The organism is Brotaphodocola sp. (genome assembly GCF_983179755.1).
The window spans coordinates 52405-75014 of sequence record NZ_CFAHBC010000012.1 but is presented as its reverse complement, the minus strand read 5'-3'; the positions used below and the strand labels follow the sequence as shown (position 1 = coordinate 75014).

Here is a 22610-nt window from a genome sequence, read left to right as displayed (position 1 = left end):
AAATATTGAATTTTCAAGGTTCAACACACCGTACCGGTGTGGGAAGTTTTAGTTAAAGAATTACAGAATTTTTATACGAAATCTTCTCTCATCGGATTAAAGATGTCGAGAAGGATTCCCGCCTTTTTGCAGATACAGCCGTGTACCACATCATTCATCTTGAGCATCGTGTCTCCCGTCTTTACGATATGCTTCTCCCCATCAATATCAAACTCAAACTCTCCGCTGACCACATAGGTAATCTGGGTGTGCGGATGGTGATGAAGTGCTCCGACTGCTCCCTCCTCAAATGTATTTTCGACACACATCAAATCCTTGCTGTAAGCTAACACCCGGCGTGTCACTCCCTCGCCTGCCTGCTCCGGTTTTACATTCTGATGAAACACCCATCTCTGATCTAACATTTCTTTCCCTCCGTATTTATTATTTGAAAAAAATTTGTCAGTTTTTCTCCCATTTTCTATTTTATCACGCATATCTCTCATTTTCTATGGCGTTTTTTGGGTTTTTATCGAGAACTTGTGCATTTTTTTCTTTTTCTCCCGTTTAGTTTTTGACAATTAGTGCATTTTTCCTATTTTCATGTTATACTCTTCTTACACTTGTTATTGAGAAACAATTATGAAAACTTTTTCAAATCGTACAGATAAATAGAGTACCAATAAAAGAATCCATATGAGTACTAATATATGTAAAATTGTCAACTCGATAAATAGATAAATAAATGTGGTAATTATCATATAGAAACAGGAGAACATCATATGAGCCGATTAGAATTATTTACCCCAGGTAAAGACCAGTTGATGATCGAAAGTCTTTACAAAACTCTGGAACAGCGTATTGTTGCCAGCCCACCCGGTCTCTGCCCAGTCGATATGACGCGAGCATTTATCGAGATGTGTCATGCACAGACCTGCGGAAAATGCACTCCTTGCCGTGTTGGACTTCTCCAACTCAAACACATGCTGACCGACGTTCTCAACGGCGAAGCAGATTACGATACGCTTGACCTGATTGAGGAGACTGCCGCTTCGATCATGCAGACTGCGGACTGTGCGATCGGTTTTGAGGCAGCGCGCATGGTATGGCGTGTTTCCCATACCTGCCGAGATGATTTTGAGGGACATATCCGCAACAAGCGCTGTACCTGCATGACTTCTCAGCCGGTTCCGTGTGTTGCGCTCTGCCCGGCTCATGTTGATATCCCGGGTTATATTGCCCTCGTTCACGCCGGACGATATGCAGACGCGATTCAGCTGATCCGCAAGGACAACCCGTTCCCGGCAACCTGTGGATTTATCTGCGAGCATCCATGTGAGGCACGCTGTCGTCGAAACATGGTCGACACTTCCGTCAATATCCGCGGTTTAAAGCGCGCCGCCTCCGACCTTGCAGGAACCGTTCCACCGCCACCATGTGCTCCGTCGACCGGAAAGAAAGTCGCAATCGTCGGTGGCGGTCCGTCCGGACTTGCCTCCGCTTACTATCTTCAGCTGATGGGACACCAGGTCACCGTTCTCGAGATGCTTCCGAAACTCGGCGGTATGCTCCGCTACGGCATCCCGAACTACCGTCTGCCGAAAGATCAGCTTGAGAAGGATACCGACGCAATCCTTGCAACCGGAGTCAAGGTCATTCACAATGTAAAGATCGGTATGGATGTCAAACTCGACGACCTCCGAAGAGACTACGATGCGGTTCTGATTACCATTGGTGCTTCCACCGATAAGAAACTCGGTCTGCCAAACGAGGACGCACCAGGAATCATGTCTGCCGTCGGTTTCCTCAGAAATGTAAGTCTTGGAAATAACATCGACTTAACCGGTCAGGATGTTGCCGTTGTCGGCGGTGGAAACGTTTCGATGGACGCTGTCCGCACCGCAGTCCGCCTCGGCGCAAAGAAGGTCAGCATTGTTTACCGTCGCCGTACTGTGGATATGACGGCTCTGCCGGCTGAGATCGAAGCTGCCATCGCGGAAGGCGTTGAACTCAAAACACTCGTTGCTCCTGCCGGAATTGAACTTGACGAGAGCGGTCATGTCAGCGGTCTTCGCGTTACCCCGCAGATGATCAGCAAGATCAAAGACGGTCGTGCTTCCGTGACTGCAAGCGGTGCAGAGGAATACGTGATCCCGTGCCAGACTCTGATCGTCGCAATCGGTCAGAACATCGAGACCAGCCACTATCAGGAATCCGGAATTCCGGTTGAGCGCGGTAAGATCGTCACACTCCCGAACGGCGGATTCAATGGAATCCCTGATGTATTTGCAGGCGGTGACTGTGCATCCGGTCCGGCGACGGTTATCAAGGCAATCGCTGCTGCAAAGGTAACTGCCGCAAACATCGACGAATACCTCGGCTATCACCACGACATCACCTGCGATATCGAGATCCCGGAACCGGAAATCAGTGATCCGACCCCGTGCGGACGCGTGGAACTGACTGAGCGGGAAGCATGTGAGCGAAAGAACGATTTTGATGCAGTCGAAAACTGCATGAGCGAAAAAGAAATTGCACAGGAATCCGGACGTTGCCTCCGCTGTGACCATTTCGGCTTCGGAATCTTTAAAGGAGGACGTGAGAGATTATGGTAAACTTAACGATTGACAGACATCCGATTTCTGTGCAGGAAGGTACAACCCTGATGGAGGCAGCTGCTACACTCGGCATCAACATCCCACATCTTTGTTACTGGAAAGACTTAAACGACATCGGTGCCTGCCGTGTCTGTGTAGTGGAGGTCGAGGGAAAGGAACGCCTGCTGACTGCGTGTAATACCAAAGTTGCAGAGGGCATGGTCGTCTACACCAACAGCCCGAAGGTACGCCTTGACCGCCGTCTGACAGTTCAGATGATCCTCTCCCAGCACGACTGCAAGTGTGCCACCTGTGTGCGAAGCGGAAACTGCCCGCTCCAGAAGATTGCAAACGATCTGAACATTCAGGAATGCTGTTTTGGAGAGCGTCTTGAGAAACAGCCGTGGGATAAGACATTCCCGCTGATCCGCGATTCTGAAAAGTGCATCAAGTGCATGCGCTGTATCCAGGTCTGCGACAAGATTCAGAGCCTTGACATCTGGGATCTCGAGGGAACCGGTGCCCGCTCCACAATCAATGTCACCTGCAACCGCACGATCCGCGAGGCAGACTGTGCACTCTGCGGTCAGTGTATCACGCACTGCCCGACCGGCGCACTCAGAGAGCGCGATGACACTGAGAAACTCTGGCGTGCCCTCGCCGACCCGAACCGCATTGTCGTCGTTCAGGTTGCCCCAGCTGTCCGTGCTGCATGGGGTGAGGGACTCGGTCTCTCCCGTCAGGAAGCCACAATCGGAAAGATTTTCGATGCCCTGAGAAAAATGGGTGCCGACTATGTATTTGATACCACGTTCTCCGCTGACCTGACAATCATGGAGGAAGCAAACGAACTTCTTGAGCGCATGCAGAAAGGCGAGCTCGGCGGTCGTCCGATGTTCACCTCCTGCTGTCCGGGATGGATTCGCTTTGTAAAGAGTGAATTCCCGCAGTTTGTTCCTCAGCTCTCAACCGCCAAATCCCCGATGCAAATGTTCGGCGCTGTGATGAAATCCTACTTTGCCGATCAGCTCGGAAAGAAGCCGGAGGACATTTTCTCCGTCGCTGTGATGCCGTGTCTTGCAAAGAAGGGCGAGGCAGAGATGGAACTCTACTATGAGGAGTATGCCGGTCACGATACTGACTGCGTTATCACAACGAGAGAGCTCGTCCGCATGATCCGCGGTGCAAACATTCTCCCGGCACTGCTCAAGGATGTTGAGCCTGACCGCCTCTTCCACGACGGTTCCGGTGCCGGTGTGATTTTCGGCGCTACGGGAGGTGTTATGGAGGCTGCTCTGCGAACCGCTTACTTCTCGATCATGGGAAAGAACTGTGAGCCGGATGCATTTGAAAATGTCCGCGCTTCTTCTGATAGCAAGGGGCTGACCGAGGCAGAATTCAACTTAAACGGTCGTCAGCTGAGAATTGCGGCAGTCAGCGGACTCGCGAACACCCGCGCACTCCTGACCGCAATCGAGCGCGGAGAGAAACAGTATGATTTCGTCGAAGTCATGGCATGCCCGGGCGGCTGCGTCGGCGGTGGCGGACAGCCTCAGCACGACGGATATGAGATGGCATACGAGCGTGGTCAGAACCTGTACTTCTTAGACCGAAATGCCAGCATCCGCTACTCACACATGAACCCGGATGTCTGGGATCTGTACAACAACTTCTTCGAGAAGCCGTTGAGCCACAAGGCGCATATGCTTCTCCACACCGATCACTACCGCTGGCAGATGCCTTTAAGCCCGCGCCGTGATCGAAACGGTCATGTAATCAACCCGAACATCCGACTTCAGGGATAATGTTTCAGGAATAAAAAAGAATGTGCCTTGGCACACAATCTTGGCACACAAAAAGAACCGGTTCTTTTGCTCTACTGGCAGAAGACCGGTTCTTCTAATTTTGTATTTTGTCTGTACCTGTATTTTGTTTGTCTTTTGTTTCCTGCCTTTTCGGTCTTTATCTCGCCACAAGCATTTACTTACTTCAAGTACAATATAAATGCTATGGTGTGCAGTAACAGTGCCTCTTATTTTAACTTGCTGTACTCTTCATCGGTTACCGGCTCACACCACTCATTCGAGGTCTCCTCGCCCGGTACCTCGACAGCAAGATGGCTGAACCAGCTGTCCGGTGCTGCACCGTGCCAGTGCTTTACCTCTGCCGGAATGTTGATGCAATCGCCCGGCTTCATCTCAACCGCTTCCTTGCCATCTTCCTGATAATATCCACGTCCGGCTACACAGACAAGAATCTGTCCACCACCACTCTTTGCATGATGAATATGCCAGTTGTTTCGGCATCCCGGCTCAAATGTCACATTGTGAATTCCAACCTGGCTCGTCGATACCGGAGCAAGATAGCTCTGTCCGATAAAATACTTTGCATATGCCACATTCGGCTCACCAATCGGGAATACCATTGACTTTGCATGAGCTCTCATCGCCTCATCCTCATACGGGAGATCTCCTTCATTGACATTCCAAACCTCTTTTGCAAGGTTGAAAACTGCCCAGCCCTTCGGCCATCCTGCATAAAATGCGACATGAGTGATGATGCTTGCAATCTCCTTCTGGGTGACACCATGTGCCTTTGCGTTCTGAAGATGGAATTTCAGAGAAGAATCCGTGATACCGGAAGCCATGAGGGCTACTACGGTGATGATGCTTCTGGTCTTCACATCAATATCCTGATTGTTCCAGTTTTCTCCAAAGAGAACGTCATCGTTATAATGTGCAAACTCCGGAGCAAATTCCCCGAGCGCATTTCTTCCTGCTGTCTGTACAATTTTTGCCATTGTTCCATTCCTTCCCTTCTGTGAATTTTTCATCTATCTGTGCATTTCTAATTCACATCTATCAGTCCACGGACTGCAACCACTTCTCAACTTCCTGCTTATTGGCTCTGTTTAAAAGTCCACCCTCAACAAACTCTGCCTTCGGTGCAGACGGCTGAAGCTCTCTGACGGTATTGCCAAATCCGCTTCCACCAGAAGTTGCAAACAGAACAATCTTCTTTCCGGAGAAATCATATTTTTCCAGGAATGTATTGATGATTGTCGGTGCAACATACCACCAGATCGGGAACCCCAGAATGATCTCATCGTAATTCTCGACAGCGAACTCCTCGCCTGCAATCTCCGGGCGGATCTTCTTGTCACTCATCTCAACACTGCTTCTGGATTTCTTGTTCATCCAATCCAGATCTGCTCTCGTGTACGGTACTTTCGGTGTAATCTCATACAAATCACAGTTACCTGCCTCTGCAATCATCTGAGCTACCTTCTTTGTCACTCCACTTGCACTGAAAAATGCTACGACTCTCTTCTTCATTGCTGATACCTCCTACTTTATGAATCAATCACATTCTGCTCACAGATCTTTTTTGTCTGCACGCAATGAAACTAAGTTTTTTTCGCACAAGTTTTCTTGCCTGTCATTTCTGTCTGCCTCTTCTGTCCCTTGCACAGTACCGTATCATTACGCGCATATTTATTATATAATCTTCGGTCTCATTATGTCTAATACCTATTTTATATGAATATTTATGCCTTGTAAGCATTGTTATAATTTTATAGCTCAAACAATTCCTACCCGTGTACGGGGACTAAACATTTTCGTTTTCATGCGTCTGATAAGCGATGACCTCCTCGATAAAACGTCTCACAGCCGGAGAATACGGAATATTTCTTCGCCATGCAATCACAGTGCTCGTCTTGATTTCCGGATAAAGTCTGCGCTGAACAATCAGATTTTTATCCCAATACCGGGTTGCCCCCTCAATCGAGACCGGATACCCCAGACCATGCTTTGCCATGACACCCGCATTTGTGCCGAGGTTGCTCGTAAACGCAATGTTGATTTTGCTAAAATCTGCGCCAAACCAATTCGCAAGCTCACTCTGGACATTCGTGCGCTCCGGTACAATCAGAGGCAGTTTGATCAAATCTTCTTTCGTGATAAATTCTTTTTTCACAAGCGGATCGTCCGCGCGTAACGTCACGACCCAGTGATCGCTCCCATGAATCCGAATGTAATCCAGCCCCTCGGTGCTGACCGGCTCAAAAAAGAGTCCGATATCCACAAGTCCCCGTCCCATCATCTCCGAGATCGTGTCTGCGGTTCCCGTGTGGATTGCAAACTGGACAAGCGGATATTTTTCCTTATACTGCTTACAGATCTCCGCCAAGACTTCCACCGCCATAAATTCCCCGCATCCCACAGTGATCGTTCCCTCAACCGACTCATCGTCACTCTTGAATTCACTTCGGATCTTCTCCTCCAAATCCACAATCTCGAGCGCCCGCCGTTTCAAGAGCAGACCCTCATTTGTGAGCGTAATGCTGTGACCACCGCGGTCAAAAAGTTTCGCCCCAAGCTCATCCTCAAGCCCTGCAAGCTGTCTCGAAAGCGTTGGCTGGGTAATATTTAACTTTTCTGCCGCCCTCGTGAAACTCTGTTCCCTTGCAACTGTCAAAAAATAGCGCAGTACTCTCAAATCCATAAATTCTTCCCCTTAACTTTCTGATACAATCTCACTTGTAAAGGCTATTCTCATTTTTATAAACACGTTCTTATTTATCTTAATTCTTATTACCTGATGGCATAATACATTTTTATTTTAATCTCCATCTTGCATATCGATTTTTTCCACAAGTCTCCACAATATCATCATCTAAACCTTTATTGCGAACATACGCTGCCTTTTGTCCTACAATATCTGCTACTTTAAATGATACATAAATATTTGGATATCGTCCTTCTACTAGCCCTCTTCTTTTTAAAGTCTTAAAACTTTCTTTAGAGATTACTTCATGTTTTTGAACTTTGTCCAACAAAAATTGTTCCCGTTCGACCTGACCCGCATTATACTAGAACAAAAGGGCAGTTAGCAGGAAAATATTCGAATACTCATAAAAGAGCATACTGATCTAAAATACGAGTCAAAAGAGAACGGGATAAGTATGCCCATATAAAAATTAAGAAGCAGAAACCATAGTTTATAAATGCTTGCGATTTCTGCTTTTTGCTAAAGTTAATGACATTGCTTTTTTATTCGGTTTCAAATATCTGTTTATTTACTGTGCTACAAAATTCTTTCCATCCCACTTCAAAATCTTTTACCGTTTTTCACCTCGTACAACTATAAAAAAATTTCTTTGTTTTGCTGTTAATTAACAATTTCATTGGCATTCCACACTTTGGGCATAAAACATCTGGCTGTTCTGATGACCAATAGTTTCCAGGATACTGATTTACTGCTAAGACAATCGGCAAAACCAACTTTGCTCCTGCTTGATACATTACTTTTGCGCATTCTTTTATGGTCGCACCAGTTGTAACAACGTCATCTAAAATAATAACTGTTTTTCCATCTAATCTCCCATCATAAGCAAATACACCCGAAATATTTTCCTGTCTATCCGCTGAAGATCTCCCTTTTTGTTTTGGATATTCCCTTATACATCGAAATTGATTTTCAAGATTCTTTATATTACAATCGTTTTCAATCTGATCCAGAATCATATGAAAACGATTCTTCTCGCCTAAATGTGGTGGAACCGAACACACTCCATATACGTCTGTATGTTTCATGATTCCATGTATTGCACCCTCATATAACTTCAAAAAAGTATCATTATATACTCCAAATGCCTTACTTGAAGGATTCTTATTTAAAAAAACAGCAGACGAATACAGATGTTTCTGGCTCATATAATGCGTATACGAATAGTATCTCCCTAACACACGCATTCGTAATTCTGGCTGTTTTTCTAACATTACCGCAACCATAAGACGATTGCGATCACCTTTTCCCGAAACAATACTTTCACCAACATATCCCCCTATTCCTAACTTTAAGTGATTTTTAAAATACAGGAAATCAGGGCACAAAATATCTGGCGATGTACTAATATCCTCATAACCCACATGATTCGTAATCCAAATCGTTCCACTGCAAAAAGTTAATGCACGTCTCAAAAATAAAATATTACAGGAAACATACGCTAATTCTGTTGTTTGAACATTCAATGCTTTTAAAGCATACATATGTAAAACTGGTGTCGGTGCCCATTTTGCCAAATACTCTTTCATTCCCAAAATCGTTTTTAAACCAAAACGTTCTTTTAATTTTTTCTGCGTTTCACTCACCGAAGTCAAAAACAAACAATTATAAGAAGAAATAATCTCATCCCACTCACAAATATTTATATTTTCAAAACTATCTACATCAATCACCAATGCTTTTAGTTCTGTTATACAGCGGTACATAATTTATCCCTCGATTGTAATAGATTCCGACCAACTATTCCACGTTGTAGCATCTTCTTGCTCTGGTTGGGAATTCCAAAAATCATCCAGTGTAAGTTGTTCTGCTTCCAAGTCAGCTTGAAATATATTGCTTTCTGCCAAGATTCTCAAGACATCCATAGGCGTTTTTACTGGAAGCGCCCCGCGTTCTACATACTTTGCTGGCCAACTTATTGTTTCCATTTTTAATGCCGATTCCGGAATCAGTACTTTTCTTCCCTGCTTTAATGCAAAATCTGCCTGTTTCAACGCTCCCGACGTTTCTCCGGCTTCCATAATCACAGTTGCCAATGACAATCCGCTCATCGTTCCATTTCTCAACGGAAAAAACCAACGTTCCGTCATATTGGCTGGCGAAAATTGTGATACAACCAAGCCTTTTTCTTCTATCTGCTGTTGAACCCATCTATTTTCCGACGGATAATACTGATTTAAATTTGTTCCAATTACTGCAATCGTATTATAATTAGATTTCAGCGCAGCAAGATGAGCATTCACATCGATTCCTTTTGCCAATCCCGAAACCACCGTAATGCCATTCTGCCCCAACGATCTTGCTAACCGTATTGTATTTTCCTTTGAGTTTTCAGAAGCCTGCCGCGATCCAACCAAAGCTACCGTTCTCGTTTCGTATAGCAATGATTTTTTTCCTCTTATATACAAAAATCTTGGTGCCTGTTCTGTTTTGGCAAGTAACGGCGGATAATCTCTGCTTCCTCGCTTTATAATTTCATCTGTCTCTCGTAGCGTAAAAAAAGCCATTTTTGCTTTTTCATATTCTTTTAAAAGTACTTTTCTGTCTACTAAAAAAAACTCTGCATATTCCTCTGCCATATTTTCCATATCCATAGGAATATCTAACTGATGCGTCTTTCCAAAACGGTCAAACAAAGGTTCCAATTTGTGCTCTGTCATACAAAGTACATTCATTAGAGTTGCGAAATTTAATGCCTCACATTTTGTTCCTGTATCAAAAACAAACATTCCGCTTCCCACCTTTCTTTCAACTTCAGAAAAAATCTTCAGTTCCTTTTTTCTTCGCTCCAATTCATCAATATGGAAAATCGTACCAGAGGCATTCTTTTTCAAAGGTTTAATCTTTCCTTCTTTCACAAGTTTATTCAGTCTCTGTACTGTAATTCCCAAAAATTCGGCTGCCTCTTTAGAAAAAAACAATTGATCCGCTAAAACTTCTACTCCATTCATGCTTATCCTCTCCCTTATAAAGAAATATTAATTTATGGGTTTCAAATTGTCAACCCTTAATAAATTGTTTTATAAAATCCGTTTATCAAAACAAGAAAACCTACATAACCGATACCATATTCTGTCGGTTATGTAGGTTCCTTATAAAACAGATTTCTCAGGAATCAGAAACTCTGCCTCGGATTTTTGATCTTAATCGTTCAGATAAATTTTTCTTACCTTTATGCAACAAACGCATTTTCATTGATCTGGTCAATTTATGCTTTCACAGCCTTTACCCAACATAATAAAATACTTTTCCTCTTTTCTATTCCTTTAACCGGATCAAAATCAGTCTTTTCCTTTATTGAATAGCTCGTTATATAAGAAATTTCTTTCAAACGTTCAGCTAATCTTCTGTTTTCATCTGTATCTTCTAGTTCAACACTATGCTTTTTGCTCCTATTACAGAAACCCATATATTGGGGCGACAATCCTTGAAAGCAGTCTCGAAAATCTGAAATCCCCAAAATAAAGCGGTACTTAATCATCAATTTATTTTTTTCTTCTTTCAATGGTAACTTTTCCCACGCAAGATAAAACAATGATTTACTAATATCCACGTTTATGTTAAGCAGACATTGAGCAAGATCAGTAGACATATAATCCTCACCAAAAGTTTCTAAAAGTATTCTTGCCATAGAAGAATCTAACCCCGGAGAACTAAACAATGCTTCCAACAATGTTTCACTCATAGAAATATTTTCTATTAGCTTTCTATATTCTTCTTGATTATATAAAATAAAATCTACACATAAACTAGGATATGTCATTTCTAACTCATCATACATATCAATATTAAAAGGAATATATTTTTTTCTAATCAATATCTGGATTTTCTTTTCGGTGATATTGTTCATTGGAATATCAAATGCTTTTAACTCTAATTTCTGTAATAACTTTTCTAACACAGCATTATCAATAGAGCTCGTAATAATCGCCTTTGTAAATTCCTCGCCTATACATTGATTATCTAAATACTCCAATTTTTGACTGCTTATTTCAAGGTATCGAATCAACTCTGCTGTAAGACCATATCTATCCCAATAGCATTTAATATTTTCCCACTTTACCTTCACTTTATTTTTTTCTAATAATTCATCCCAAAGTTTTTTCACTTGTTTATTTAATTCAACACCGAAACTTCCACAACATATTGAAATATCATCTAAGCAAAATTCCTCATGATTAATTATTTTCAAGCAAAGTTCTGAATCTTCAACGGACCGCTCTAACAAATCTATAACTTGCTCTTTAGACTCTTTGGTATTAGCTTTCGCCAATACTATTGCTTCCACATAATCCTTTAGATTTTCTTGTATATACTTAATCAACGGTGCATATCCCAATGCAGTAGCCACTGTATAATTCTGCGTATCTAATCCCGCAACCATAGACTCATTTATAAATTCTACAATTCTACGGATCATCATGGAATTTAATTGATAATGTTGATCTTCAAAAATACATCTCAAAACTTTTTCTGAAACACCATCAATAGAAATATTCGTAAATACAATCTCTAAGTTTTCGATTAAAGCAATAACTTTTTCATCCGAAATATTCGATAATTGTTGCAATATATCTGGATTTTCTTCTACAAAACGATTCACTTCACAATCACTGTTTAAAGCGATTAACTTCTCTATTTCCACATTATCAATGAGTAATCGTAGATAAAAAAGTTTCCTCTCATACGTCAATGATACCTTTTCCGCAATATAACTCCACATATTTGACCATTTCATCGCCAATAGTCTAGTTAACTTTTCTTTATAATGCGTTTGCTCAATAAATTCATTTATAAAATTCCAACATTCTTCTGTTTCATCTGATAATTGCGTAATTAACGCATCCCTCTTTTCAAGTTCTACCTCTTTAGACAATAATTCTTCCAAAAGAATAAAATTTAAAACACTCTTTTGTTCAAACTCATATACCTGTAAATGCTGTATAACTCTATCAACTTTCGTCAAATTATAATTATACGGCATCCTCTCCATATTTTTAATTGCTAATATGAAGTTCATATCTTCCCTTGTAATGCTTGTTCCCTTAAAATAATTGATATAATTCGCATATTTCTCGTCAATATATCCTCTACGAAGCATAAATACAAGCACTTTATTTTCCCTAACTTTTTCAGATAATACATCACAAACGCCAAATTTTTCTATAAGTTTTTTCAGTGACCATCCAGAAAGTTCATGTACCTTTTTCTTCAATTCCTCAATTTCAGCTTTCATTGAAACAACTGTTTTTTCTTGTACAATTTTCAGATTTATTATTCTTTCATAATACAGTTTAAATATTTTTTGGAAATCATCTATTGATATATCTGCTGTTCGACCATCCCATGTATAATAATAAATAACAACCTTTTTCAAACGTTCCAACTTTGATAAATCGAAAGTGTCTTCCATTATTTTTTTTACATCATACTCCTTATAATAACTTTCATTTATTCTATAAGGAATTCCCTGCCAATTTACCATAGCACCAAACATAGCTGTTTTAAGTTCATTGATTTCGTTTAAGCGATCGTCATTATAGTTTTCTAATCGATCTGTATTCTCATTAATTCTATCCTTCCATTCTGCGCATTGTCTCACAATATAATTTTGTTTATCTATAAAAGCCTGTTTTACAATTCCTCTTTCCGTTTGAAGATTTGCAAAATCTCTTGGATACAAATTTTTAAAAATAATCAATGCCATCATATTTTCATCAGATAGCTTGAGCTCTTGATCTATTAAAATAACCTTTTTATACAATACAAACTCATTATAGATATTCTGAAGGATTCGCATATCCTCTACATATGGCGCTACATCTAATATAAATTCCTGAGAGATTTTATGTGTAATTTCTTTATCTCTTGCTTTTTCAATTTTTTGTAAAAATATCTCTCCTGAATTTGTTGAATTTATAATCGGAATTACTGGGACAATAAAATCAAAAAATTTTGTTCGATCTGTATCCGTAAATATATCATCTCTAATAGCATATACAAAGACAATACGATCTTTTATCCCATCATAATTATTTAATAACGTATTCAGTTCTCGAAGATGGATAAAAATTGAGGGATTTTCTAGACGATCAAGATCTTCAAAAAACACAATGCGATACTTGGTTTCTTCAAAAAAATACACAATCTCATCCATGTTTTTATTAAAAACTGTTTCTGTGGTGGTTTCCGTATTTTTTACTACTGTATCCGCAGGTAACTTAACTTCATCTACTTTAAACCGAAATAACACAGCGCGATATATTCTAGCGATAACCGCACACATGGCAATACAAAACACAATAAAAATCCTAATTGAAATATGTTTTTCTAGTTTAATTTTTTCTCCTGCTTCTTGTATTTTTTCGATTATTGATTGCAAAACATCCGGATAAAATATCCAACAAAGTACTATTAAAATACTTACTCCTAAAATTAAATATGCCCAGATCTTCTTCCAATTAATCTTATGTAGTTTTCGATACCTACTTTGTGGTATCTTTTTATAATTAACTTTATAAAATAATTGTTTTAAAATTCCTAATTCAATTTCATCCCTATCCAATAAAATTCGTTTGGGATTTCCCTCCTCATCTGTTTGATTTTCAATAAACGTTGCCATTGAAATACGAAGAGTTTTCCATTTTATAATTTTATGTTTTTTTAAATATGTTTCAATAATACTACTCTTACCTGATCCATAAGGACCTGCTAAGGCAATATTTTTTACATTTTTTTGTTTTATCGCCCAATGTAATGTATTTAGATATTCCTCTCCATTTTCGATATTATCAATAGGAGCAAGATTCGTAAATTCTGTATCTTTTTTCAATATTTTATTTATCAGTTTTCTAATTTTTTCCCAAAATTTTATCGTATAGATTCCTCCTTAAATTTTCACTCTAATACCATTAGTTTAATATAGGCAGTATACAAACCTTGGCTTGCATACTACCTATTCCTCTAAATACTTCTATTAGTCTGCAAGTTCCGGAAATACGTCCATCAATTTATCTTTGAGTTTTCCTTCTTTTGCATATTTTAACGTATCACATAATTTTATGTTATGTTTTTTAATTTCTATTTCGTCACCAAATCCCAATATATAAGACAAACAAATCCGATATATGATTTCTGTTGGTGCACAGCCGAATACCTGCTTAGAAAAAATGTGGTTTAATCTTTCAGCACGATCGGGATAAAGCTGTTGCATACGTTCACTTTGATATAAGCGAGTCACAATCTCTGTGATATACATTCCGGATTTCATATATAAATCCGCAAATGTTTTATCAGGATCATCAAAACATCCCGGATTCTCCTGCTCCAATCGATCTACCATATCCTTTACCACCCATTTCGGAGTAAAGATCTGATTGGTTTTCTGCGGTGGTATATAATCAAAAATATCTTCCAGATTTTTCTCATCAAAGTAATCGGCAAGTTGATGCTTCTTGTTCAAAAACTCTTTTACGGAATCATCAAACACAACCGGGTCAAACAGATGTCCTTTAAAGAATTCTTCTTTTCCTGTTTCCGGATTTGGATAATTCCCTCCATCACGCAAAAATCGGAAATCCGCCAGAGAAATACTGGTTACTTCTTTAAATACCTCATCTGGAATAATCTGATCAAAATTCGCTAACGTTGTATTTTCATCACCGTATGCCATCAAGAAAGAAGGAATTGTTCTGGAAAATCCACGCAAATGATCCTTAATTCCATCTTCGATTGTGCGTTTTTTCTCCTCCCGCTTTTCCGTCTCCACTGCATTTACAACCGTTTCTTTCGCAGTTTGAACAAAGCTCTCAACGGAATCTGTAATTGTTTGTTTTAGTGTCTCAACAGCTTGCTGTTTCTTTTCTGCTATTTCCTGATTAATTTGTTGACGTTCTTCATAAGTCTCTGCGGACTCTACACGAGCTTGGCGCTCTGCTTCCAGAATATTCTGTTGTATTTTAAAATCCCCATAGGCTTTATGTACAACTGTATCTGTTTCTGTATTTATTTTTTTCTCAAGTTGTTTCTGAGATGACTTTGAGAGATCTTTTCCATATTGCTCTTTTGCTTTGTCCAACACAGGATTCGTAATGTTTTGCCGGAAAGTATCCTTTAATCGATCAAGAATTTCATCTTCATCTTTTTTACTTGCAGTTTCTCTCAACACTACATTGTCGAAAATATTCTCTACTTCTTCTGTCACATCATCCACACCAAATATTTTATCTCCAAATATTTCCGCAGTCTGACCAATCACATAATCCTTATCCAACTGAATATTTCCATCTTCATCCATCGTTGCATGATCCACAACACTCGAATCAACACCAAATGGAGTTTTGGGTTCTTTTACAGCTTCCATATTCTGAAGAATATCAATAACAGCTTGTGGTGCATGAAAAATGTTCGTAATATTCTGGAAAAGGAAATCCGACATGAATCCTCTTCGTACTACTTCCTGTGACTTTAACTTACGCGGAATAGAAAGTACCTTTTCCGCATCCAGCTCTACCATTTCTCCATTTTCATCTTCACCGATAACCGGGAAGAAATTCAACAATTCACGAACATGCTCTTTTCTGGTATCAGAATCGCCTTTACCACCTGCGGTATCCTCTGCCAAATCATTTGCAATCTCTTTCTTCATAGATAATAAGAGTTCTAGCCGGGTCAAAGTCAAAGATATAAGCATTTTCTTTTCGGTAATGTTCACTACCATTTGAGAATAAACATGGATTTTGAGCACGAAACGCCGCCTGCATATAGAGTGCCGGACTCTTCATTGAAGACAACATCAAAACAGCAGTCCATTCTGGAATGGTTACTCCCGTAGTCAACTGTCCAACAGAAAGTGTAATCGTTTTATCGAATTTTTTAATGGCAGTCCGCACCTTATCATACGCCTTTGCAGTCTGCTCATCTTCTGAAAGTTTTCCATCTCCCGCTGCCAAAACAATTTCATAATTTTCAAATACTGGATGTGTCTGAAGTTTCTTTGCAAGAGCTTTTGCACTATCCACACGATTCAAAAGCCATAATGTATGCTTTAATTCTTTGCGGAGTTCTGGCGTAGAAAATGGGAATTTTTCATTTTTGGTCATTGCATTCAGAAAATCGTCAACTGCTGACTCATGAATAAATTTTCCAGTCGCATTTGTTGCAAAAAACTCATTAAGATCAAATGCATATTCCTCTGTCTCACCATTGATTTCAATTCCCTGAGACAGCTGATTTTTTACAATTTCAGACATCTGATATGTCAACATATTCAACTGAGGTAAATTTCCATATGGATTTTCTTCACCAATTTTTTCTTCATATTGACGTTTTGCTCTCTGCTCATCCGCATACGTCCAGTTAAAAATTGCTTGCTCCGGGAATTTATCATTTGCCAATGCTTTAAATGGCGTTCCTGATAAATGAAGTGTATACTTTCTTTTTATTCTATCGAAAGCAACATCCGTCTTGTATGTATCAACGCCTTCATGCGCCTCATCAATAACAAGAATATCCCAATCTACATAAGCAATTTCTTTTAACTTCTTGTACTCTCCACCAAAATAAAGAGAACCTTTTAAATCCTGAAGAGAAACGAATTCAATGCAACCACAGAATTCATCTACTGCAACATGTGCCCCATAAGATCTATACTTTTCCCGTGAGATCACATAGGTACGTCCCTGAATTCCATCTACATTGCTGACAAAATGATATCCAGACTGAATTCCTAGAAACTTTTCATAATCTTCATACCACGAATTTGCAATCGCTGGACGATTTGTAACAATAAGAATGTTTACCGCATTCAGACGTTTGCAAAGATCATATGTGGCAAGGGTTTTTCCGAAACGTGGCTTCGCATTCCATAAAAACTGTCCGTTTTCATGCTCACTAAAATAATGCAAAGCCTTATCTACTGCGCAATTCTGTTCATCGCGTAATACATAGGGAGCAGCATCACGAACAGCTGTAATTTCTCCGCGATTTTCACGAAAATCACGATACATCTCTTTTGATCGCGGAGATGTAATATGAAACCATTCTGTTTTTGGTTTCTGTTCTACACCATTTTTTCGCATATATGCATGCAAATCTTTATCACTGAAAACGTCGCCTGAACCATCATCATAGACGGCATTTCCTTTCCATTCAAGATTGTATTTCACATCTGCGGTATGTGTCTGCTGTTTTATTCGCTTCTCAATATCCTGTTCTGTATAGCCAATCTTGATCCACCCATTATGACTAGCAATTTCCGGAGTCGTATAGGCATAAATCATCGGAACAACCTTTTGAGCGGTATTGATGTTGATTTTTGAAACCATTACCGCATCGCCTCCTTTTCCTTCTCACTACGTAAATCTGTAAGTCTTTTCCCCTTATATGCAAACCAGTGCGGTCCTTGTACAGGCTTTGATACCCCACTGAGTACTTTCACAAGTGTTGACATAGAATATTTCTGTCCACAATAAAAAACATGTCCATCATCAGCAACTTTCACTTTAACAGACGGATTTTTAACATACGTCAATTCTTCACCTTCTGAAATACCAACCATAGAAAATTTAAATCGTTTCGCTTTTCCAGTAGGTATCTTTTCAATCTCTGTACTAGATTTTTCAACAATTCCTGACGTAGCATCATCAAAAATCTTTTCTTTATCTTCAGATTTTGGATAAACAACCTTCCCTTCAAATGATGAGAGCAACTGAACAACAATATTCACATCAACAGCAAATAACTCTGTACCAACCACATTACTTTTATTAAAAATTGTGTCTAAAAGATTTTCCTTTTCATCATAGTCTTCGACTTCAATAGCAAAACGACGTTTTAAGCCTGTAACATTCGCATATCCATTATGTTCCAACGTATACATTCTTGACTCAAAATTATTCGTTCCTGTTTTCCCTATCTTTACAAGCCCATTTACTATTGTTGTCATCACATAAAGGATTCCTCTAGCCATTACGACATCTCCTTTACGTTTTCCTCGATAAAAGTAATTTCTTCATTGCTAAAATTATATTTATGATAAAGTTGAAGATCTATTTCATGAATAGACTTCGACCAATCTATATCAGATAATGCAGAAAAATCTTGGAGTGGGACATATTTCCATTTGTCTGGCGTTAAATCTTGTGTCGTCTTTAAAACCCCAAGCATTGCTCTACTCACTTTACATTTAATATATTTCAAACAGTTTTCTGCTTCTTCAATGCTATTAAATATGCCAATACTTAAAAAAGTTTCTGTGGATCCTGTTTTAGGTTCTGCAATAAGTGGCTGTGAAATAACTTCTCCAAAACTCCCCGATCCATTAGCCTTTGGAAGAAAAATTTTAAATTTATCATAATTGACAACATCATTAATATACTTTCTTTTTATGTATCTATAACTCCTTACATTCCCCGTTCTTCCAAGTATTCTAGCGTATTCATCACCATCTTTAGGCTCTTCTGAAAAAAACACTTGTGGTAAACGATCAAAAATGTTTGTCGACATATCATATGCATGTCCTTTACTAAGTTGTTCGATTGCATTCGGATAATCCTCATGTAACTTTGTAGTTAGCCTATATGCTGTTCGAGTAATAACAATTTCACTTAAACTTATAAATGAATCTGCATTTTTTATTTTTTTCAATATACCATTCAGCACAGAATATTTTGTAAATACTTGAATTGCTCCAAAATTTTTTAAGTCATTATGATAGGTAATCGCAACACCTCCTTTAATATCAGTATTTGCAAATACTTTTGAGGCATCTTCTTCATAATGCATGACTTTAAAATATGGATCATTTAACATTTTTTCATTCCATGCTTTAGGTGTAGAACCCGCATTAAATAAAAATCTCGCTGGATGAATCAACTCAACACCAACAGCAACTTCTGCAACTGCATCCATAAATTTATTATATACTGGCGCTGCATAAGTTTTATTACCATCCGATGAAAATTCTTCTTGATAAGGCGGGTTCCCTATTGCAAAATCAAACAACTTCTTTTCCATTCTCTCACATCCCATTTTTTAAATTTTTATATACAATAGTTTCATTAGAACGCCAGTTTCTAATTTTACACGGAAGAGCAACATCCTCCTGCTTAGGCTCTTCAAACATATCAAAAATTGACATCTGGTGATATTCCTCATGTGGTTTTCCCAACGGAACTGTATCTTTTAAACCATCCATCTGCCAAACATTCCATGCAATAATATTGGCAAAGCGTTTCAAGGTATTTTCGTCTGGTTCTTTTTTCATCCGTTCTCGAAAATATTCTGAAAATGTCATAATCATATTGATCCTTGCAATCAAAAGATTATCTCCTTGATATTCATATCCATAACAGCTCTGAAAGGCTCGCAAAGTCCATGTTAACCACTCATCATCATGGACAGCATTTTCATTTACGACTCGTAATTTTCTATCTAAAATACCAATCCGACGAGCAAGTGGTAAAATCATTTCACCCGTAGTAACATCATATCTGGATACCAAATACGGTGCTTCTCCACAAGTAATTTCCAATCGTCTTGAATCAACATAGGACTTCCAAGTGTTTTTTTCATCAAACGGAATCTTTTCCTGATTTACAATCCAAGTATGTTCTTCTTCATTTTCAATATTAAATATATCTTTTTTCCCAAACCATTGCTCTTCAACATAATTATTCATTTTGTTACACAGCCAAACAGGAGTAAACACTTCTGCCTTTTTGCGAGTTCGTGCCTGTTGCTCATCTATATTTTTCTCTGTTCTGGATTGCAAATCAATCGAATAAAGACCTTTTACCGCCATAATATCGATATGATCTTTATCCTGAAATCCATCTCCCCTTTCAGAATAGGCATCTGTTGCCCAAATAATGTTTTTCTTGGTTGTTTTATCCTGTAAAAGAATTTCTAGTGTTGTTTTTACCGGATAAGCATTTATATCTATTAAATTATCCATTGATACCTCTATCAGATCTTATAATAAAACTCATTCGCCATTTCACATATATTATACATGATGGGTCACATATCCTCAACTCAATGCCTCAGAAAAAAAGTACATATTTAAAAGTTCCAGTTTTCCTCAAACTCTCCAAACGGAAACTCCCCCATTGGAAACGTATTCTCCCCACTCTCCCGCAACCGCATCTTCAAATGCGTATTGCGTTTTGTGACGGTCACATTTCGCACTGCGTATGCCAGCGCCTTCTTTGTGCCGACAATCACGAGCACCTTCTTCGCACGGGTGATTCCTGTGTAGATCAGATTGCGCTGGAGCATCACAAAATGACTCATCAGCACCGGCATGACCACAATCGGATATTCCGAGCCCTGCGCCTTATGGATTGTCGTCGCGTAGGCATGCACGATCTCGTCCAGTTCCGTCGATTCATATGAGACTATCCGTCCATCAAAATCCACACTGAGCACTCGATTCTGCATATCCACGGACACAACGAGCCCGATGTCCCCGTTAAAGACTTCTTTCTCATAATTGTTGCGGATCTGCATCACCTTGTCATTAATGCGGTAGGCATATCCACTTCTAAAAAGCTGGTCACCCTGCGGATTTAAGGCTTCCTGAAGCATCAGATTTAATTTTCCTGCGCCGACAACACCGCGTTGCATCGGCGTGAGCACCTGAATCTGTGACGGCGCAACCGCATAATATCTTGGCAGTTTTGTCTTGACGAGCTTCACGATCTCTTCCGCTGCCTCCTCCGGCTCTTCCTTCGATGTGAAGAAGAAATCCGTGTCCGCTCCATTTGAGATGTCAGGCATCTGTCCCTGATTGATCCGGTGCGCATTCGTGATGATTCGACTGCTGAGTGCCTGCCTGAAAATCCTCGTCAGACGGATCACCGGAACGGTCCCGGAATCCATGATGTCACGCAGGACATTTCCCGCGCCGACAGACGGAAGCTGGTCAATATCTCCGACGAGAATCAAACGCATTCCCAGCGGAATTGCTTTAAGCAGTGAGTTCATCAGCACAATGTCGATCATCGAGCATTCATCGACAATCAGCACATCGCCCTCAAGCGGATTCTCCTCGTTTTTCTGGTAACCTTCCGGCGGTTTGCACTCCAAAAGTCGGTGAATCGTCTTCGCCTCAAGTCCTGTCGCCTCGGTCATTCGCTTTGCCGCCCGCCCCGTCGGCGCTGCAAGCAGAATCTTTAATCCAAACGACTGAAATGCCGTGATGATTCCCTGCGTTGTCGTCGTCTTTCCGGTTCCCGGTCCACCCGTGAGCACCATGACTTTTGAAACCGCCGACTGGCGAATCGCCTCGGTCTGCACCTCATCGTACTCCATATGGACGCGCTCCTGAATCTTTTTGACATCGACGGAAAGATCTTGGTTTCCTGTCTTCTGCCTTGCCTGCATCAAAGATGTCCAAAGACGATCCTGAGCCGGTGTCTGAGTCAACCGCCGAAGTCTTGATGCGACACCCGTCTCCGCATAATAAAATGGTGGAAGATAGATGGAATCCCCCTCTTCCTCTCTCCACGCTTCACAGATCAGATCCTTATTCTCCCGCATCTTCTCAATCGCCCCGGCAATGCACATCTCATCTGCTTCGAGAAGCTCCACTGCCTTCTTGATCAACTGTTCCCGCTCCGCATAGACATGCCCTTCATCTGCGAGTGCGCTGAGTGTATACATGATTCCGCTCCGGATTCGCGCAAAATCATCTTTTTCGAATCCCAGTTTCTGTGCAATCCCATCTGCGGTCCGAAAACCGATTCCCCAGATGTCATCCGCAAGGCGAAACGGATTTTCCTTCACGATCTGGATGCTCTCATTGCCGTACTGACGATAGATTTTCCCCGCAAATGCCGTGCTGACCCCGTGATCCTGAAGAAACAGCATGATATTCTTGATCTCCTTCTGCTTCTCCCAGCTCTCATGAATCATCTGGATTCGCTTCTTGCCGATCCCCTCCACTTCCAGCAGGCGCTTTTCATCGCTCTCAATCACCTCGATCGTCTCTGTCCCGAACTTCTGCACAATCCGCTTTGCAAACTTGGGTCCGACTCCCTTGATCAGACCAGAACCGAGATATTTCTCAATCCCGAAAACGGTCGCAGGCATCGTCTCCTCCCAGCTCTCCGCCAGAAACTGTCGCCCGTATTTGCTGTCAATCTTCCAGTTTCCGTCGACTAAAAGAACCGAGCCGACGTTGACATCGAGAAGATTTCCGACGACCGTCACAAGATCGCTGTAATTCTTGACCGCGCACTTTAAGACGGTGTAGCCATTTTCCGGATTCTGGTAGGTGATTCGCTCCACGACACCGCGAATCCGCATCGTTCTTGATCTCTCTCCATTCTCTCCCATAAGCAAAACCCCTCATTTATCTGCCATTTACTTGCAGTTTACTTGCAATTTCCTGTCATACAAAAAGAATATGCCCTGGCACATCTATACAAAAAAACCCTTCGGAAAACAGCCTGTCTCCCAAAG

16 protein-coding genes are annotated in these 22610 nt (G+C 40.5%); 2 read left to right on the top strand and 14 right to left on the bottom strand.

Annotated elements, in window-relative coordinates; genetic code table 11:
* Positions 1 to 71 precede the first annotated feature (71 nt).
* Positions 72 to 404: a cupin domain-containing protein gene (locus AC4EVX_RS06570; RefSeq protein WP_177977249.1), complete on the bottom strand. Its 333-nt coding sequence runs from the start codon at positions 402 to 404 to the stop codon at positions 72 to 74.
* 357 nt (positions 405 to 761) lie between these two features.
* On the opposite strand from AC4EVX_RS06570, the gene AC4EVX_RS06565 reads away from it, so the two are divergent.
* Both AC4EVX_RS06565 and AC4EVX_RS06560 read left to right on the top strand, forming a co-directional pair.
* Positions 762 to 2594, top strand: a complete 1833-nt coding sequence (locus tag AC4EVX_RS06565) for an NAD(P)-binding protein (RefSeq protein WP_177977248.1) — start codon at positions 762 to 764, stop codon at positions 2592 to 2594.
* Positions 2588 to 4381, top strand: a complete 1794-nt coding sequence (locus tag AC4EVX_RS06560) for a [FeFe] hydrogenase, group A (RefSeq protein WP_490159830.1) — start codon at positions 2588 to 2590, stop codon at positions 4379 to 4381. The genes AC4EVX_RS06565 and AC4EVX_RS06560 overlap by 7 nt, the downstream gene beginning before the upstream one ends.
* Positions 4382 to 4608: 227 nt before the next feature.
* On the opposite strand, the gene AC4EVX_RS06555 is transcribed toward AC4EVX_RS06560, so the two are convergent.
* From AC4EVX_RS06555 to recD2, 13 genes are all read right to left on the bottom strand, one after another.
* Positions 4609 to 5376 carry a carboxymuconolactone decarboxylase family protein gene (locus AC4EVX_RS06555; protein WP_490159829.1) on the bottom strand — a complete coding sequence of 256 codons (768 nt, stop codon included), beginning with the start codon at positions 5374 to 5376 and terminating at the stop codon, positions 4609 to 4611.
* Positions 5377 to 5437: 61 nt separating this feature from the next.
* Complete coding sequence (locus AC4EVX_RS06550) at positions 5438 to 5911, bottom strand: flavodoxin (RefSeq protein WP_308450865.1); 474 nt, start codon at positions 5909 to 5911, stop codon at positions 5438 to 5440.
* A 274-nt stretch (positions 5912 to 6185) separates the two neighbouring features.
* Positions 6186 to 7082, bottom strand: a complete 897-nt coding sequence (locus AC4EVX_RS06545) for a LysR family transcriptional regulator (protein ID WP_490159828.1) — start codon at positions 7080 to 7082, stop codon at positions 6186 to 6188.
* A 112-nt stretch (positions 7083 to 7194) separates the two neighbouring features.
* On the bottom strand, positions 7195 to 7413 hold the full coding sequence (locus tag AC4EVX_RS06540; RefSeq protein WP_490159827.1) for a hypothetical protein: 219 nt from the start codon (positions 7411 to 7413) through the stop codon (positions 7195 to 7197).
* Between the two features lie 295 nt (positions 7414 to 7708).
* The gene (locus tag AC4EVX_RS06535; RefSeq protein WP_490159826.1) at positions 7709 to 8851 is read right to left on the bottom strand and encodes a ComF family protein; all 1143 of its coding nucleotides are present in this window, start codon (positions 8849 to 8851) and stop codon (positions 7709 to 7711) included.
* Between the two features lie 3 nt (positions 8852 to 8854).
* Positions 8855 to 10096, bottom strand: a complete 1242-nt coding sequence (locus AC4EVX_RS06530; RefSeq protein WP_490159825.1) for a DNA-protecting protein DprA — start codon at positions 10094 to 10096, stop codon at positions 8855 to 8857.
* A gap of 257 nt (positions 10097 to 10353) precedes the next feature.
* Positions 10354 to 13977: a YobI family P-loop NTPase gene (locus AC4EVX_RS06525; RefSeq protein WP_490159824.1), complete on the bottom strand. Its 3624-nt coding sequence runs from the start codon at positions 13975 to 13977 to the stop codon at positions 10354 to 10356.
* Between the two features lie 144 nt (positions 13978 to 14121).
* Complete coding sequence (locus AC4EVX_RS06520) at positions 14122 to 15792, bottom strand: hypothetical protein (RefSeq protein WP_490159823.1); 1671 nt, start codon at positions 15790 to 15792, stop codon at positions 14122 to 14124.
* Positions 15770 to 17470: a DEAD/DEAH box helicase gene (locus AC4EVX_RS06515; RefSeq protein ID WP_490159822.1), complete on the bottom strand. Its 1701-nt coding sequence runs from the start codon at positions 17468 to 17470 to the stop codon at positions 15770 to 15772. Before AC4EVX_RS06515 ends, AC4EVX_RS06520 begins: the two co-directional genes overlap by 23 nt.
* Positions 17470 to 18114, bottom strand: coding sequence for a GIY-YIG nuclease family protein (locus AC4EVX_RS06510; protein WP_308450871.1), 645 nt, complete (start codon positions 18112 to 18114; stop codon positions 17470 to 17472). The genes AC4EVX_RS06515 and AC4EVX_RS06510 overlap by 1 nt, the downstream gene beginning before the upstream one ends.
* Positions 18114 to 19160 (bottom strand): Eco57I restriction-modification methylase domain-containing protein, encoded by a 1047-nt coding sequence (locus tag AC4EVX_RS06505; RefSeq protein ID WP_308450872.1) that lies wholly within the window; start codon positions 19158 to 19160, stop codon positions 18114 to 18116. Before AC4EVX_RS06505 ends, AC4EVX_RS06510 begins: the two co-directional genes overlap by 1 nt.
* A 4-nt stretch (positions 19161 to 19164) precedes the next feature.
* Positions 19165 to 20100: a restriction endonuclease subunit M gene (locus AC4EVX_RS06500; protein ID WP_490159821.1), complete on the bottom strand. Its 936-nt coding sequence runs from the start codon at positions 20098 to 20100 to the stop codon at positions 19165 to 19167.
* Positions 20101 to 20207: 107 nt separating this feature from the next.
* Positions 20208 to 22484: an SF1B family DNA helicase RecD2 gene (gene recD2, locus AC4EVX_RS06495; protein ID WP_490159820.1), complete on the bottom strand. Its 2277-nt coding sequence runs from the start codon at positions 22482 to 22484 to the stop codon at positions 20208 to 20210.
* Positions 22485 to 22610: the final 126 nt, after the last annotated feature.